General features: G+C 55.7%; 15 protein-coding genes and 1 pseudogene. 10 read left to right on the top strand and 6 right to left on the bottom strand.

What is annotated here, in order from left to right:
* Positions 1 to 21 precede the first annotated feature (21 nt).
* The gene (locus ACR0IO_RS13485; protein WP_155149093.1) at positions 22 to 669 is read left to right on the top strand and encodes a GntR family transcriptional regulator; all 648 of its coding nucleotides are present in this window, start codon (positions 22 to 24) and stop codon (positions 667 to 669) included.
* 123 nt (positions 670 to 792) lie between these two features.
* Positions 793 to 1,923 (top strand): lytic murein transglycosylase, encoded by a 1,131-nt coding sequence (locus ACR0IO_RS13480; protein WP_480742148.1) that lies wholly within the window; start codon positions 793 to 795, stop codon positions 1,921 to 1,923.
* Between the two features lie 4 nt (positions 1,924 to 1,927).
* Here the strand turns inward: ACR0IO_RS13480 and ACR0IO_RS13475 are convergent, their stop codons facing one another.
* Complete coding sequence (locus ACR0IO_RS13475) at positions 1,928 to 2,890, bottom strand: acetyl-CoA carboxylase carboxyltransferase subunit alpha (protein ID WP_170334013.1); 963 nt, start codon at positions 2,888 to 2,890, stop codon at positions 1,928 to 1,930.
* Positions 2,891 to 3,014: 124 nt separating this feature from the next.
* Between ACR0IO_RS13475 and ACR0IO_RS13470 the strand changes: the two are divergent.
* Positions 3,015 to 3,249 (top strand): annotated as a pseudogene (locus ACR0IO_RS13470) (helix-turn-helix transcriptional regulator); the annotation flags it as partial.
* Positions 3,250 to 3,622: 373 nt separating this feature from the next.
* Entirely contained in the window at positions 3,623 to 6,541 is a 2,919-nt protein-coding gene (locus ACR0IO_RS13465; RefSeq protein ID WP_480742146.1) for a glycoside hydrolase family 99-like domain-containing protein, read from the top strand.
* Positions 6,542 to 6,765: 224 nt separating this feature from the next.
* Here the strand turns inward: ACR0IO_RS13465 and ACR0IO_RS13460 are convergent, their stop codons facing one another.
* Positions 6,766 to 7,362 carry a LysE family translocator gene (locus ACR0IO_RS13460; protein ID WP_480742145.1) on the bottom strand — a complete coding sequence of 199 codons (597 nt, stop codon included), beginning with the start codon at positions 7,360 to 7,362 and terminating at the stop codon, positions 6,766 to 6,768.
* Between the two features lie 73 nt (positions 7,363 to 7,435).
* Here ACR0IO_RS13460 and ACR0IO_RS13455 point away from each other — a divergent pair, with 73 nt between their 5' ends.
* Together ACR0IO_RS13455 and ACR0IO_RS13450 are read left to right on the top strand one after the other, a co-directional pair.
* Positions 7,436 to 7,888 carry an Lrp/AsnC family transcriptional regulator gene (locus ACR0IO_RS13455; RefSeq protein ID WP_480742143.1) on the top strand — a complete coding sequence of 151 codons (453 nt, stop codon included), beginning with the start codon at positions 7,436 to 7,438 and terminating at the stop codon, positions 7,886 to 7,888.
* Positions 7,889 to 8,008: 120 nt separating this feature from the next.
* Positions 8,009 to 8,587, top strand: coding sequence for a PA14 domain-containing protein (locus tag ACR0IO_RS13450; RefSeq protein ID WP_480742142.1), 579 nt, complete (start codon positions 8,009 to 8,011; stop codon positions 8,585 to 8,587).
* A gap of 71 nt (positions 8,588 to 8,658) precedes the next feature.
* On the opposite strand, the gene ACR0IO_RS13445 is transcribed toward ACR0IO_RS13450, so the two are convergent.
* Entirely contained in the window at positions 8,659 to 9,621 is a 963-nt protein-coding gene (locus tag ACR0IO_RS13445; protein WP_480742140.1) for an L-malyl-CoA/beta-methylmalyl-CoA lyase, read from the bottom strand.
* 295 nt (positions 9,622 to 9,916) lie between these two features.
* On the opposite strand from ACR0IO_RS13445, the gene dgcN reads away from it, so the two are divergent.
* From dgcN to ACR0IO_RS13430, 3 genes are all read left to right on the top strand, one after another.
* Complete coding sequence (gene dgcN, locus ACR0IO_RS13440) at positions 9,917 to 10,918, top strand: N-acetyltransferase DgcN (protein ID WP_480742138.1); 1,002 nt, start codon at positions 9,917 to 9,919, stop codon at positions 10,916 to 10,918.
* A gap of 61 nt (positions 10,919 to 10,979) precedes the next feature.
* Positions 10,980 to 11,945, top strand: a complete 966-nt coding sequence (gene dgcA, locus ACR0IO_RS13435) for an N-acetyl-D-Glu racemase DgcA (protein ID WP_480742136.1) — start codon at positions 10,980 to 10,982, stop codon at positions 11,943 to 11,945.
* An 11-nt stretch (positions 11,946 to 11,956) separates the two neighbouring features.
* A complete protein-coding gene (locus tag ACR0IO_RS13430; protein WP_480742135.1) occupies positions 11,957 to 12,817 on the top strand; it encodes a D-amino-acid transaminase in 861 nt (286 codons plus the stop codon).
* A gap of 73 nt (positions 12,818 to 12,890) precedes the next feature.
* On the opposite strand, the gene ACR0IO_RS13425 is transcribed toward ACR0IO_RS13430, so the two are convergent.
* The 3 genes from ACR0IO_RS13425 to ACR0IO_RS13415 form a co-directional block, all read right to left on the bottom strand.
* Positions 12,891 to 13,205 carry a DUF1244 domain-containing protein gene (locus tag ACR0IO_RS13425; RefSeq protein WP_155149113.1) on the bottom strand — a complete coding sequence of 105 codons (315 nt, stop codon included), beginning with the start codon at positions 13,203 to 13,205 and terminating at the stop codon, positions 12,891 to 12,893.
* 109 nt (positions 13,206 to 13,314) lie between these two features.
* Positions 13,315 to 13,554, bottom strand: coding sequence for a DUF6868 family protein (locus tag ACR0IO_RS13420; RefSeq protein WP_480742133.1), 240 nt, complete (start codon positions 13,552 to 13,554; stop codon positions 13,315 to 13,317).
* Positions 13,555 to 13,641: 87 nt separating this feature from the next.
* Positions 13,642 to 14,379, bottom strand: a complete 738-nt coding sequence (locus ACR0IO_RS13415) for an N-formylglutamate amidohydrolase (RefSeq protein WP_480742131.1) — start codon at positions 14,377 to 14,379, stop codon at positions 13,642 to 13,644.
* A 118-nt stretch (positions 14,380 to 14,497) separates the two neighbouring features.
* Between ACR0IO_RS13415 and pyk the strand changes: the two genes are divergently transcribed.
* Complete coding sequence (gene pyk, locus ACR0IO_RS13410; RefSeq protein WP_480742129.1) at positions 14,498 to 15,943, top strand: pyruvate kinase; 1,446 nt, start codon at positions 14,498 to 14,500, stop codon at positions 15,941 to 15,943.
* The last annotated feature ends 233 nt before the right edge of the window (positions 15,944 to 16,176 follow it).

Raw genomic sequence — 16,176 nt, 5'->3', positions numbered from 1 at the left:
TTTTGTGATCACATGGAGGCCATGTTGAACGCGCGTCCCACGGATTCACAAACAGCAACTCATGACCGGGTATATCGTGCGCTTCGGTCTCGGATCATGCATGGGGAAATGGCTCCGGGGCAGGCGCTGACCCTTCGGGGGATTGGGAAAGAGTTCGGGGTCTCCATGACCCCGGCGCGAGAGGCGGTTCGAAGGTTGGCGGCTGAGGGCGCATTGTTCCTGTCTTCGTCTGGGCGCGTTTCCACCCCTGAACTGACCAACGATAGAATTGAAGAGCTTGCAGCGCTGCGTGCACTGCTTGAAGTGGAGCTGGCCAGCCGTGCCTTGCCACGGGCACATATGGCGCTGATTGACCGTCTGCAGACGATCAACATGACCGTCGCTGAAATGGTGACCAAGCGGGACGCCGTTGGGTATATCCGCTCGAATCTGGATTTTCATCGCACTCTGTATCTGCGTGCGCAGGCGCCAGCGATGCTGGCCATTGCCGAGACTGTCTGGCTGCAATTAGGCCCCACGATGCGCGCGTTGTATGGAAGGTTGCGCCGAACCGAGCCACCTCACTATCACAAGCTGATTATCGCGGCCCTCAAAGCCGGAGATGAGCCGGGATTGCGTCTAGCTGTGCGATCGGATGTGACGCAGGGTTTGCGACTGCTGGTGGCCTGAGCGGCTTCTCGCTGACCAGTGATCAGGGATTAATCCAGATCACTGATGATGGATTTGCAAGCTGGTTTGGTCAGCGCGTCTGCGATAGCATGAGGCAAATCACAACAAGAGCAGATTTCAGTTATGATCAATCGACGGACCTTTTCTATCGGACTCGGGTCAACGTTGCTGGCCGCGTGTTCCGGCGGTGGCACGCCCACCAGTGCACCGGCATCGCGGATGCAGGCCGTACCCAACGCTGGTTGGGATGCCTGGGTGGCGAGTTTCAGAGGGCGTGCGGCCTCACAGGGCATTTCGCAATCGACCATAGATCGTGCCTTTCAGGGGGCGGGTTATTTGCCCGACGTGATTGAACGCGACCGCAATCAGGTCGAGTTCAAGCGCTCGCTCGAGGACTACCTTGCGATTGCGGCGTCGGATGAACGGATCAGCACCGGCAAGCAAATGCTGCAAAAGCACAACGGAACGCTGTCGCAGATCGAGGCCCGGTACGGCGTCGACAAAGAGGTCGTAGTGGCCGTATGGGGGCTGGAAAGCCGTTATGGCGCGCGCCGTGGGGACGTACCGGTTATCTCGGCCACCTCAACCCTGGCCTATGACGGACGGCGAGGCGCATTTTTTGAAAAACAACTGGTGGCCGCGCTGAAGATCATTCAGGAGGGGGATACATCGCCCGCCAACATGACCGGCAGCTGGGCCGGGGCCATGGGGCATACGCAGTTCATCCCAACGTCTTACCTGGCTTACGCCGTGGATTTCACAGGCGACGGTCGTCGGGACATCTGGTCCGAGGACCCAACGGATTCGCTGGCCTCGACCGCCGCTTATCTGGCGCGGGCCGGTTGGGTGCGCGGACAGCCATGGGGCGGCGAGGCGGGCACCGTCTCGGGCACCCCCGTTGCGGTATTGCAACCGCAAACGCCGGGGCCGCGCATAGCGGTGTTCCGCAATTTTCAGGTGATCAAGCGCTACAACAACTCTGACAGTTACGCGATTGGCGTTGGGCATCTGTCTGATCGGATCGCGGGCGGCGCACCGTTTCAGGCCTCGTTCGGCCCCGATGCAACCGGGCTGACGCTGGAGGACAGAAAAGAGCTGCAGCGCCGCTTGACATCGGCCGGATACGATACGCAGGGCGCAGATGGCGTCATCGGCAACAACACAAAATCCGCCATTAGCGACTATCAACGTGCCAAAGGTCTGCCGGTAACCGGAGAGCCTTCGGCCGAATTGTTGCGCAGATTAGGTGGCTGACGGCTTACGCCGCCAACCCTTTGGAGCCGATATCCAGAAACTTTTGGCGGCGGTCCTTGACTAGGGCCGCCCCATCCTTGCCTTCCAGTTCTTTCAGCATGGCGGCAATGGCATTGCGCACGGATTCAACTGTTGCATCACGATCCCGATGGGCGCCGCCCTTGGGTTCATCGATGATGTGGTCGCAAACGCCCAACTTGTGCAGGTCTTGGGCAGTCAGGCGCAGCGCCTCGGCGGCTTCGCGCATCTTCTCGGAATCCTTCCAGAGGATCGACGCGCAGCCTTCAGGCGAGATCACCGAATAAACCGAATGCTCCAGCATCGCGACGCGGTTGGCTGTTGCGAATGCAACCGCACCACCTGAGCCACCTTCGCCGATAATCACGGACACCAACGGGACACCAATTTTCAGACACATCTCAGTCGAACGTGCGATAGCCTCGGACTGGCCGCGTTCTTCAGCGCCCTTGCCGGGATAGGCGCCGGCAGTATCGATCAGTGTGATGACGGGCAGGCCAAACCGACCGGCCATTTCCATCAGGCGCACGGCTTTGCGATAACCTTCAGGACGGGCCATGCCAAAATTGCGTTCGATCCGCGATTTGGTGTCCGATCCTTTTTCGTGTCCAATGACCATAACAGGCTGGTCATTGAAGCGCGCCAGCCCACCGATCACGGCCAGATCGTCGGCAAAGTTCCGGTCCCCAGCGAGCGGGGTGAACTCGGTGAACAGGGCCTCGACATAGTCCTTGCAATGGGGGCGTTCTGGATGGCGCGCAACCTGGCATTTCCGCCAGGGCGTCAGATCGCCATACAGCTCGTCCAGCAACTTGGCGGCTTTGGCATCCAGTGCCGCTGCCTCTTCAGAAATATCCATCTCTTCGTTGGCGCGGGCCAGTGCACGCAATTCTTCTGCTTTGCCTTCGATCTCGGCCAGCGGTTTTTCGAAATCCAGATACTGAGTCATGACGCCTCTCAACGCGGAAGTTCCCTGCTATATGACCCGAGGTCGTCCCGGATGCAACTCAGCAAGATTTGTGGATTTGGATTGTGGCACCACCAAGAAGCAAACGGAAAGAAGGATGCCAAAGATGGCAACCAGTTACGAAGATCGGGTTCTGCGCGTACTGACCTATATCCACGATCATCCCGATTATCCACGATCATCCCGATGGAGACCTGTCGCTGGATGTTCTGGCCGATGTTGCGGCGATGTCCTAATTTCATTGGCACCGCGTTTTTCGTGCCATCACTGGTGAAACCTGCGCGCAAGCCGTGCGAAGAGTGCGCTTGCATCGCGCAGCCATCCGGCTTGTTGATGTGGACATAAAATCGCGCTGTCGACCCCCTGAGAAGTCAGTGTTAAACGATTTTCGTTGATGCGCCCCCTTTCCACTAAATGAGAACGGACAGTGTGTGGGGTATCAGTCTCAATTATTGCGCCGCTTGGTGGTTCTGCAAAAAAGCCCGTGTCAGTCGCCGAGGTTCAGTCTAAAAGCCCCTGCGTAGAGAGTCGCAGGACTTCCGATGTAAGGTAATTGACCCAGCAGACCTTATTGAGGCTGGCCAGCTTGATGGATTATAAGCGATTTTCCGAACGAAATTTGGCTAGGAAAGTATTTCGATGACAAAGGACGGCATGGATCAACCTGCAAATCTCCCGCTTGATGGAGAGCGGAAACTTCCCGAACTCCAAAGAGTGGCCGAGATTGAACAGCTTCATCGGTACCAACTGGCCCGCAGTCTGGCCACCGGGCTGGATGTTCTGGATATCGCCTGTGGCGAGGGTCACGGAACCGACGCTATTGCCGCAAATGCCAAGTCGGTTGTCGGGGTGGACATCAGCGAGCCGGCTGTGAAGCATGCAAAGCTCCATTACCGAGATCCAAACCTCTCTTTCCACGTCGGCAGCGCCACGGATATTCCGCTTCCAGATGATTCCGTAGATATGGTCACTTCTTTCGAGACCATTGAACATCTGGAAGAACACGACCGCATGATGCAGGAATTGCAACGTGTACTTCGTCCCGGCGGGTTATTGTTGATATCAAGCCCTAATAAGCTCGAGAACCCCGGCAAGTCCCTTGGTGATAGCTCACTTCATGAGAAAGAGCTTTCAACTGAAGAACTCGTAGAACTGGTCGACGGCTACTTTTCAAACACATGTCACTATGGCCAACGTCTGAGCACGGCGTCGCTCATCGCGAACGATCAGAGCGCTGCATTTCGTGTACTAGCCGACAGCGATATCCACGATAGCGTCACGAATGCTCGTCATGATCTTGTTCTTGCTTCGGACGGTGAACTGCCTGAACTGCCGAACTCGATCTATGAAATTCCTGGTGTTCCGCTGAAACCCTATTCCGTCGAGGACGTGCAAAATGGCGCGACAGACCAGAAGGAAAAGTCAAAGCAGGCGATGGGCGAGCAAGAACAAAGTTCATCTCCGGAAGATTCTTTGAGCAAACTCAAGGGAACCCTGGCAGAGCGCGATGAGATCATTTCCCATCTCATCGAACATCTTCGGAGCACAACGATTGCTGCCAATGAGGTAGTTCAAAGTAGATTCTGGCGCAAAACCAGCCTGAAGCGGCGTCTGTCAAACAGCATGCGCAAACGCCGCGGACGACCCAAGAGAATTTGGCCGGAAAAATTTGAAACACCTGATTTCGTTGAGCGCATTCTGGCCGGCGACACCAATGTCAACTTGTTCCTGCCAGACCGACGCGCCAGTGCAGCGCAAGGTGTAATCCCACCTTTTGGTCGCTACGGAAACGGGCCGAACCTGCCTGTTGTTCAATATTCACAGGTGAAGGAAGGCTTTGTCGACTATATCCCTCATGAGACGCTTGAAACTGTTGTAAAGGCCATTGCCTTCTATCTACCGCAATATCATCCTTTTCCAGAAAACGACAAATGGTGGGGCAAAGGTTTCACCGAGTGGACCAATGTAGGTAAAGCGCATCCTCTTTTTGCAGGGCACCATCAGCCACATTGCCCCATACACTTGGGATACTATGATCTGCGCCTTCCTGAGGTCATGGAAGAGCAGGCGAGATTGGCGCGCAACTATGGCGTTTCCGGGTTCGCATATTACTTCTACTGGTTTGCGGGCAAGCTGCTCATGGAAAAGCCGCTTGAAGCAATGCGCGACAACCCCAAAGTAGACATGCCGTATTGCATGATCTGGGCCAACGAAAACTGGACTCGCCGCTGGGATGGGTTGGATCAGGAAATCCTGATCGCACAGGACCATTCGTTGGAAGATTCACGTGCTATGCTTCAGTATCTTGAATCCTTCATGAAGGACCCGCGGTACATTCGTATTAACGGGAAACCCCTGTTCATCGTTTACCGGGCACACCTGATTCCTGACTTCAAGGAAACCGTTCAGATGTGGCGGGAGCAGGCAAAAGAGATGGGGCTGGACGGATTGTATGTCGTTTCTGCTCAAACTGCCGATAGTGGAACGCCAGAAGAGCTTGGTCTGGATGCAGCCATGCAATTCCCACCTCATGCTGTTGACGCAAAGAATGTCACCAAACTCGTCGATAACCTAGCCAATGAGTTTGAGGGCGGCATCTATGACTACGATGATATTGTATCCAAGGAGGTCCGCAAAGAACCCTCGGCGAAGAAGACCTTCCGGACGGCCATGCTGTCTTGGGACAACACTGCGCGGCGGGGTCTGAAGGCATCGGTATTCACTGATTTCAGCCTGACCCGCTATAGCCAGTGGTTGTCTGCGAATGTCGAAAATGCAGCCAAGGACCCTAACCTGTCGGATGATGAGCGTATCGTGTTCATTAACGCGTGGAACGAATGGGCAGAGGGTACTCATCTGGAACCGGACCAACTCTACGGATATGGCTATCTGGATGCCACGCAGAAAGTCCTTGCCAACTATGACTCTGCTTCGGCGCCCTTCCTGCGCCCAGAAATTCCCGAAACTACTGAGGCTCAATATGCCATCGTAGCTCATGTGCATTATTCGGATACATGGCCAGAGTTGAAAGAACTGATCGACACGCTGCCGCAGGGCGCAGTGGATGTCTATGTAACGACTACAAGTCTGGAAGCGGCGCTGATTGTCTCCAGAAGCATGCCGGAAGCTCATGTAGAACTCGTCGACAATCGTGGCCGGGACGTTCGCCCGTTCCTTATTACGGCGAAACGTATTGCGCACCTGAACTATCGGGCTGTCTGCAAGGTGCACGGCAAAAAGTCGGTTTACCGGGTCGATGGTGACAAAATCCGCAAGAGCACATTGAGCGCGCTGATCAACAAGTCGGCTATCAAGAAATTTGAAGCGGACCCCAAGCTGGGAATGCTGGCGACGAAGCAATCAGTTCATAAACACGAGTCAGTCAACATGCGCCACAATCGTGCGACTGTTAAAGAACTAGCGCGCGAGATAGGACTTGAATATCGAGATGGCCAGTTCATTGCAGGAACCATGTTCTGGATCACGCCGAAGGCCGTCGAGCCTCTGTTGAAGCTGAACATCAACGATTTTGACGTTGAACGCGGTTTGGCTGATGGCACCCTTGCCCATGCCGTAGAGCGTGTGTTCGTCAACCTCGTGGAAAAATCAGGTTATCGGCTGGAGTCTTTCTGAGGCAGGTGGATTGGTTGCTCCGGCAAGGAGTGGCGCTGCAATTGGTGCGGGAGCGTCGGCGCTCTCGCCCGAATGAACTCGAGCGGTATTGTCCATGCGGGAATTCCAATGTGGAAGGCATTCGCGTCAAAAACGGTGCTTCGGTAAGCTCTGTTTCACAGATCGTCTTGTGCTTTCAATTTTCTATATCCAGACGGACTTATCCTACGGTCTTTGAAACAAGGTTATCCCGGCCAGAGAACTGGATAGAGCGAGGCGACTAGCAATATTGCCATTGTCCAGTTGAACATCACCAACCGTCGCGGGTTCGTCAGAATCCGCGCCATTTGCTGGCCAAGTACCGTCCAGGTGCTGACCGAGGGCAGGTTTACTGCGCCGAACACCAGCGCAACGATGGTGATTGCATTCAGCGTCTGACCGGGCGCGTAGGCGGTTGTTGCAGTCAACGCCATTGCCCATGCCTTGGGATTGACCCACTGAAACGCAGCCGCTTGCAAGAAAGTCATCGGGCTGCCTGTTGCGTCCCGGCTCTGAGCTGGAGCGGCGTGGGCGATTTTCCACGCCAGATATAGCAGATATACAACTGACGCGACTTTGAGCACCGAGTAGCTGACAGGATATCGGTCGAACAACTGAACAAGCCCGGCGCCAACCAGCAACACCATAAACGTAAAACCTAGTCCGATGCCCAGCATATGCGGGATCGTGCGGCGAAATCCGAAGTTGGCACCCGATGCCATCAGCATCAGATTGTTCGGTCCCGGAGTGATCGAGGACACGAAAGCAAAGGCAATCAGAGCAAGCAGTATTTCATAAGTCATGCTGCGATTAATTGCCTGTTATTGTTCTAATGAAATTGCGTTCTTGTGCGCATCGGTGATATTTTCGCAATTAATGACGAAGATGGATAAAATAAACCGCGATATATTGCGCGAATTATCTGTGGATGGCCGCATCAGCAATCTGGATCTGGCAGATCGTATCGGCCTTTCGCCTTCGGCCTGTCTTCGGCGCGTGCAGGAACTTGAGCGATCGGGTGTGATCTCGGGCTATCGGGCTGTGCTTGACCCCGCAGCCATGGGTGTTGGGTTTGTGGCTTATATCGGTGTAGGGTTGGGCGAGCATACCAAAGCGGCGCAAGAAGGTTTTGAGCGTGCCTTGCAGCGCGTGCCCGAAGTGGTCGAATGTCACAATATCACAGGCACCATTGAATATCTGCTGCGGGTCGAATGTGCAGATCTGCCCTCGTACAAGACATTCCACACAGAAGTGCTGGGAACGCTTCCGCATGTGACCTCGATAACGTCCTATGTCGTGATGGTGTCGCCCAAGGATCTGAGGGCTTGAGGCTCAGAATGTGAACCTTAATCATCTTGCAGGGTTAATTTTCAGCGCCTAGTGTCATCACAAATATGTCGCTGACAGAGAATATAACCCCAAAACGGCGCCAACATCAGGGAGATGACCATGAAACTCGTTCGGACAGGAGCGATGGCTGCAGCCGTAGCGTTGATTGCAGGTGCTGCCTTTGCGGCGCCATTGAAACTGCAACCGGCCAGCCCGCAGCCCTCAAATCCAAAAGCTGGCCTGAACGTCAAGTATGTCGGGAACGGCACGCAGCGAAAGATTAGAGATCTCAAACAGGCCAAACGGTTGTTGTCCAAGGCCAAACCAGGTCAACCGCTGCGCGGCTTGGACTACCGTGACACGGATAAGGGTGATCCGGTTCTTACGTTCAGCGACCCTTACAACGTTGCAGCCGAGATCACGGGTTACATCCGGTTTGATGCGCCGGGCGTCTACGAGCTTGAAACATGGTCGAATGACGGGATTGAGGCCTATGTGGGTGGCCAGCAGATCGGCTATGTCACCGGCATTCAAGGGTGCGAGGCCAACCAACGGACCGAAGTCGAAGTTCCCAAAGCTGGCTGGTATCCGGTCAAGATCAATTACTTCCAAAAGCTTGGAACATCGTGCCTGATGATGAAATGGGGCAAGAAGGGTGATCGCGTCACCTGGGTTCCCAACAACGTCTTTGGGCGCTGAGACTTCGATAGCATTGTACCAATGAAAAAGGGCGCTCACCGAGCGCCCTTTAAATTTGCCTGTGGCAGATATCAACTGCCTGCCGCGATCAACTCGGCCTGCGCAACGATCACCTCGGCCTGCTTGATCGAGGCGATGTCGACCAACCGGCCTTTGTACACAGTAGCACCTTCGCCATTAGCCTTGGCCTGTTCCATGGCGGCCAGAATCTCGCGGGCTTCCGATACAGCCTCATCCGATGGGGTGAAGACCTGATTGGCCAACGCGATCTGCTTGGGATGGATCGCCCATTTGCCAACCATGCCCAGTGTCGCAGAACGTTTGGCTTGTGCGATATAGCCTTCATCATCCGAGAAATCGCCAAACGGACCGTCAACCGGTAGCACACCATGGGTACGACATGCGGCAACGATCGCAGCTTGTGCCCAATGCCAGGGGTCAGACCAGTGTTTCTCGCCTTCGCGCAGCATGTAGTAGTTTTCCTGAGTGCCGCCGATACCGGTGGTTTGCATGCCCATCGAGGCTGCGAAATCGGCAGCTCCCAGGCTCATTGCCTGCATGCGAGGCGACGAGGCGGCGATCTCTTCCACATGGGCGATACCGGCCGCGGATTCTATGATCACTTCAAAGCTGACGGGCTTTGTGCGGCCTTTGGCGCGTTCGATTGCGGTGACCAATGCGTCGACTGCATAGACATCGGCAGCGCAACCTACTTTGGGGATCATGATCTGATCAAGGCGGTCACCGGCCTGCTCGAGCAGGTCAACAACGTCACGATACCAATAGGGCGTATCCAGCCCGTTGATACGCACTGACATGTACTTGTTGCCCCAGTCGACGGTGTTCAGCGCCTCGATCACGTTGGCGCGGGCGGCGTCTTTGTCCGTCGGTGCGACCGAGTCCTCGAGGTCGAGGTTAATCACATCCGCAGCGGAAGCTGCCATTTTTGGGAACAGTTTTGTGTTCGAACCAGGGCCGAACAACTGGCACCGATTGGGGCGTGCCGGGGCAGTGGGTTGGATGCGGAAACTCATCTGGACCTCGCGTGAGTAATGAAATTACGATTTTCCTGCTCAATGAGGTATTAAATTGCGCGAGTCTGCGCAAGCATCATTGTGCATCTGCGGCAATGCTGGCGCAGCATATCGTTTTGGAGTGGGTGATCGTGGTGATTAAAGTTTAATCAGTTTGCAAACTTCGAAGATTTTTGCGTGTTGTAAGAAATCTGCGCAAAAATCTTCCACCTACGTGGCGGTTAGTCGGGATATACGCGAAACGCTCGCCGAAACGGTTCTCTAGTTTATGCCGGAATCAAAGGAGTGCACCGCAATGATCGAGACACCGTATTTGCTGTTTTTGGGCGATGCGCCCGACCAATTGGCGGCCAAAGTGGCCCAGGGTATCAAAGACTGGCGCCCGGAAAACGCAGTAGGCCAGTTGCGCATGGATGGCTGCAAAGCCAATCTGGGCTTGAAGGACATGGACCTGATTGAAGCACGTGAAGCTGGTGCCAAAACACTTGTGATCGGCGTTGCCAACCGTGGTGGCGTGATCAGCAAAGAGTGGAAAAAAGTGCTCGTCGCCGCCCTTGAGGAAGGTTTCGACCTGGCATCCGGCTTGCACAACCTGCTGCGGGATGAGCCCGATCTTGTCGCGGTTGCCGAAGCTACCGGACAAAAACTTCACGACGTTCGTGTACCCGAAGTGGACTATCCCATTGCAAACGGCATCAAGCGCAAAGGCAAACGTTGCCTTGCTGTCGGAACCGACTGTTCCGTGGGCAAAATGTATACGGCCATGGCGATGGATGCCGAGATGCGCAAACGCGGCATGAAGTCGACCTTCCGCGCCACTGGTCAGACCGGCATCCTGATCACCGGTGATGGCGTACCGCTGGACGCGGTCATTGCTGATTTCATGGCCGGCTCGGTCGAATGGCTGACGCCTGACAATGATGAAGATCATTGGGACCTGATCGAAGGGCAGGGCTCACTGTTCCACGTATCGTATTCGGGCGTGACCATGGCGCTGGTCCACGGCGGCCAACCGGATGCCCTGATCCTGTCGCACGAGCCGACCCGCGAGCATATGCGCGGTCTGCCGACCTATCAGCTGCCGACACTGGAAGCGTTACGGGATACTGCGTTGGCGATGGCCAAGGTTGCCAACCCGGACTGTCAGGTTGTCGGCATTTCGGTCAATACGCAGCACATGAGTGAAGCGGACGCCACCGCCTATCTGGCAAAGGTCGAGGCCGATATGGGCCTGCCTGCCACCGATCCCTATCGCTTTGGTGCGGGCAAACTGGTCGACGCGCTGGCCGCGATGTGATCAATAAGACCCGCTGGGGTCCCTCCGGCGGGCAAACTTTGAAAAGTGAAGGAGCAGGCGCGTGCAGATTGAAGTCTCTCGTGATGTATTCCGGCTGGCTCAGGTCTTTACGATCTCTCGCGGGTCGCGAACCGAAGCAAAAGTACTGACAGTGCGTGTCTCGGACGGAACGCATCAGGGCTGGGGCGAGTGCGTGCCTTATGCGCGTTATGACGAAACGCTTGAGTCGGTCGAAGCCGAGATTGCTGGCCTGCCGAACACGTTTGATCGTACCAAATTGATGCACTTGTTGCCTGCGGGCGCTGCTCGGAATGCGGTGGATTGTGCGCTATGGGATCTGGAGGCCAAACGGGCTGGAAAACGTGCCTGGGATCTGGCCGGATTGCCAGTACCGGGTCCTGAGATCACAGCGTATACCCTGTCGCTCGACACGCCTGAGAAAATGCAGGCGCAAGCAGCAGAAAACGCCTTTCGCCCCTTGCTGAAAATCAAGCTCGGTACGCCGGATGACATGCCGCGTTTGGAGGCCGTTCGCGCAGGAGCGCCGGACGCCAAGATCATCGTGGACGCCAACGAGGGCTGGTCGGCTGAAGTGTACGCTGATCTTGCACCGCATCTGGTGAGGCTGGGTGTGGCGCTGGTCGAGCAACCTCTGCCCGCGGGAGAGGACGATGCGCTGATCGGAATGGATCGTCCGGTGCCGGTATGTGCAGACGAGTCCTGCCATGACCGCAGCAGCCTGCCAAAGCTGAAAGGCAAATATGATGTGGTCAACATCAAGCTCGACAAGACAGGTGGCCTGACCGAAGCGCTGGCCCTGCGCGAGCAGGCGCTGGCCGAGGGCTATCGCGTGATGGTTGGCTGCATGGTCGGAAGCTCTTTGGCAATGGCACCTGCGACACTGTTGGCACAAGGTGCGATGGTAACGGACCTTGACGGCCCGTTGCTGCTGGCCGAAGACCGCGACAACCCGTTGATTTTTGATGATGCCGGAGTGCACCCGCCCAAAGCGGACCTCTGGGGTTGAGGAGACAAGACATGACCCGCACCGTTTATGTAAATGGCGAATACCTGCCCGAGACCGAGGCTAAGGTTTCGATCTTTGACCGTGGTTTTCTGTTCGCTGACGCGGTTTACGAAGTCACCAGCGTTCTGGATGGCAAGCTGATCGATTTCGAAGGCCACGCCGTGCGCCTGAAACGGTCTCTGGACGAGCTGGAGATGTCAGAGCCCTGCACCAAGGACGAACTGCTGGAGATTCACCGCAAACTGGTGGAGCTGAACGGTATTGAGGAAGGTCTGATTTATTTGCAGGTCAGCCGTGGATCGGATGGCGATCGGGATTTTGTGTTCCCATCGGCCGATACCAAACCCAGCCTCGTTCTGTTCACTCAGAACAAGCCGGGTCTGGCCGATAGCCCCGCGGCCCAAAAGGGTGCTAAAATCATCTCGATCGAGGATATCCGCTGGGGCCGTCGCGACATCAAGACCGTGCAGCTGCTCTACCCGTCGATGGGCAAGATGATGGCCAAGAAGGCTGGTTGCGACGATGCGTGGCTGGTCGAAGATGGTTATGTAACTGAGGGCACCAGCAACAACGCCTATTTCGTCAAGAACGGAAAGATCGTCACGCGTCCGCTGTCAAACGACATTTTGCACGGCATCACCCGCAAGGCAGTGTTGCGGATGGCCGCCGAAGCCCAGATGGAAATCGAAGAGCGCCTGTTCACCGTTGATGAGGCGAAAGAGGCGGATGAAGCCTTCACCACTTCGGCCAGCGCCTTTGTCATGCCTGTGGTCGAGATCGACGGAGTGACTCTGGGCGATGGTACCCCTGGTCCTATCGCAAAGCGTCTGCGTGAGATTTATCTGGACGAGAGCCGCAAGGCAGCGATCTGAGTATCCGTGAAATAGAAACTGAAGAAAGGCCCGCTGATCCAGCGGGCCTTTTTTGTTCTTGGCGAGGACTAAGTTAGTCCTTCTTGCCGACATTCTCCTCGAAGGCGACTTCGAAAGCGGCCTGCTTTTCCGGGCTGGCTTCGGTCTGATAATTTGCTTTCCACTCGGCCATGGTCATGCCGTAGAAAATCTCGCGGGCCTCATCCTTGCCCATCTCGATGCCTTTTTCGTTGGCTGCTTCCTGATACCAGCGCGACAGGCAGTTCCGGCAAAATCCCGCAAGGTTCATCATGTCGATGTTCTGCACATCGGTACGGTCTTGCATCAGATGCTTTTGCAGGCGGCGGAAAGCAGCGGCCTGAAGTTCAATTTCGGTTTGCTGGTCCATTGTCGGGCTCCGGATAAGTGTCTCGTGTCCTGTATCTGAACTAGCAACCCGAAGGCTGCGATACAATAAACACAAGGCTTGCTGGCGCCTTGCAGAAGTAAATTCTGATTTATGCCAGCTTGAGCGCCAGCCACGGCATCAGGCAGAACACGATGGTCAGAATTTTATAATTCGCCAGATACCTGAAGTAGGCCCTCTTTACGTCCGCACGCTCCATCTGAAACATTCGACCGTGAATGCCCGCAATCCAGTCCTGCAGGACAACAATCATCAAGGACGTAAAAACCAAAAGGCAGAGGTTAAGAACCGTCATCCAGCCGAAGACGGTCGTCAGGAATTCCTGAGTCATGGTCGTCTCCTTTCCTCCAATATATGGGGTTCAGGATACGCGCCCTCAATAATATGAGGATCGGAAACTACCTGCTATGACCCTACGTCATAAGCCACTTTCACTGAGCGCGTCTTGCAGCACGGGGGCCAGGCGCTCCGCCCATTCGCGTTGTCCGGCATGGTCCGCGATCAGGTCATTGCGCAGCTCGATCAGCGCGTTAGGACGGCCAAAGGTAGTGCAGTGCTTGTCAATCGCATCTCCGGGCAGAACGCCGGTATAGGGTTCATTGACCCCGACACACAGGTCCCCTTCCGCTTCGAGCCGATTGATGAGGGGGCGCGAGAAGCGTTCATCCGGGGTGTGCAGGACGCCGATATGCCACGGGCGCGGGTCGCGTCCGCGCAGTTGGCGGGTAAAGGAATGCATGGACACGATGACCGCATGGGGCAGGGCGGCCATTTGTGCCAGAGCTTCGTGATAAGGGCGATAGCACATATTCAGTCGCCGCTCACGCTCGGCCGCATCTGCGTGCCGGTTGCCTGGGATGATCGAACCGTCATAGAGTTTCATCAGGAGGGTTGGATCATCCTCGCCGCGGTTTGGATCAATCACAAGGCGTGAGAAATTGGCCGCAATAACAGGCGCGTTCAGAATCTCACCCAAATGCTTTGAGACTTCGTAGGCGCCCACATCATAGGCAATGTGGCGTTCCATGTCTTCACGCGGCAGACCCAGATCGCCCCCGTTGATTTCAGGTGGTACGGTGTTGGTTGCATGGTCGCATGTGATCAGCCAGCGGGACGGGCGATCCGCGCCGTGTACGAAAAACGGGGTGTATGTCATGAGCCTGTCATCTAGTTTGCCGCAGGTGTAGGGCAGTTGCTTGAGAAAGGGAATTGCGCAATAAGCACACCAACGCAATGTTTGCGGTAACATCGAGCGGACGAGGAGAGCAAAGCTAATGCGACGCCTGAGAAATGTGAAAATCGTGGCGACGCTGGGGCCGGCGTCCAATGACTATGATACAATCCGCGCCTTGCACGAGGCCGGGGCGGATGTATTCCGCCTGAATATGAGCCATGGCAGTCACGACGAAATTCGGGAACGGCACCGGATTATTCGGCAAGTAGAAAAAGATCTGGACAGCCCGATTGCTATTCTGGCGGATCTGCAGGGCCCGAAATTGCGTGTTGGGGTGTTTGCGAATGACGCGGAAGAACTGATTGAGGGTGAAGCGTTTCGGTTGGACCTTGATGAAGCGCCCGGTGACGCCAAGCGGGTTTGCTTGCCACATCCTGAGATCTTTGCCGCTCTTGAACCGGGTGCTCGCCTGCTGGTTAACGACGGAAAAATTTGTCTGACCGTTGAAGCCTGCGGCCGCGATTTTGCCGACTGTAAAGTTGAAACCGGAGGCACCATCTCAAACCGCAAGGGTGTGAATGTGCCAGACGTTGTTCTGCCGCTGGCGGCCCTTTCTGAAAAGGATCGCGACGATCTGGAGTTTGTTTGCCAGCTAGGCGTGGATTGGCTTGCCCTGAGCTTTGTTCAGCGCGCCAAGGACGTCTTCGAGGCGCGCTCGCTTGCAGATGGCCGTGCTGCAATCCTTTCCAAGATCGAAAAACCTGCTGCGGTAGAAGCGTTTGCCGATATCCTCGATGCCTCCGACGGGATTATGGTTGCGCGCGGTGATCTCGGTGTGGAATTGCCTGTATCTGCTGTGCCGCCAATCCAGAAAAGACTAGTCCGCAAATGCCGGGCAGCAGCCAAGCCGGTGATTGTGGCCACCCAGATGCTGGAAAGCATGATCGAAAGCCCGATGCCGACGCGCGCAGAGGTCTCAGACGTTGCAACTGCGATCTACGAAGGCACAGACGCGATCATGCTGAGCGCGGAATCGGCGGCAGGCTCGTATCCGATCGAGGCTGTTCAAACCATGAACAAAGTTGCCATCGAGGTTGAGGCCGATCCGACCTATACTCAGATTATCGCAGCCTCCCGTACGGCCAAGGGCACAACTGTTGCCGATGGCATCGTTGCAGCAGCCCGTGAGATCGCGGAAAAGACCGAAATCAAGGCAATCTGTTGCTTCACACAAAGCGGGACGACTGCGCTGCTGACTGCACGCGAACGCCCGGGAGTGCCTATCATTGCCATGACCTCGCTCAAGGGAACCGCGCGCAGGTTGTGCCTGAGCTGGGGTTGTAATTGCGTTATGACGCCCGAGCTTGAGCGGTTCAAAAGCGCTGTTGTCAACGCTGCCCGTGCAGCGCGTTCAGGCGGATTTGCAGGGCAATCAGATCAGATTGTGGTGACAGCAGGCGTTCCGTTCAACGTCCCGGGGACAACCAACATCCTGCGTGTAGCGCCGTGTGATGAACGCATGATTTATAGCACTGATCCCGAGTAAGCCGGATCAGGTGAAATCTGCTATTTGCAGTTAGGCAAGATTGGACCTCATCGGGTTGGCTCCCGGTGAGGTCTTAACTTGATACGACCTGAAAAACTCTGATTTTTAAGCGGAATTTGACCGCTAGAGACGAATTTGGCAAAATGGTTTCCATTTTCAGGTGATTTATCCTGATACTTGCATTGGGCGGTCTCACAATAAAGTTCCAAGTTCCGGCTGCCCTGTCGGGGACA

This window comes from Ruegeria sp. CE12 (assembly GCF_056537525.1).
The sequence above is the reverse complement of the archived record's forward strand: the minus strand, read 5'-3'. Positions and strand labels throughout refer to the sequence as shown.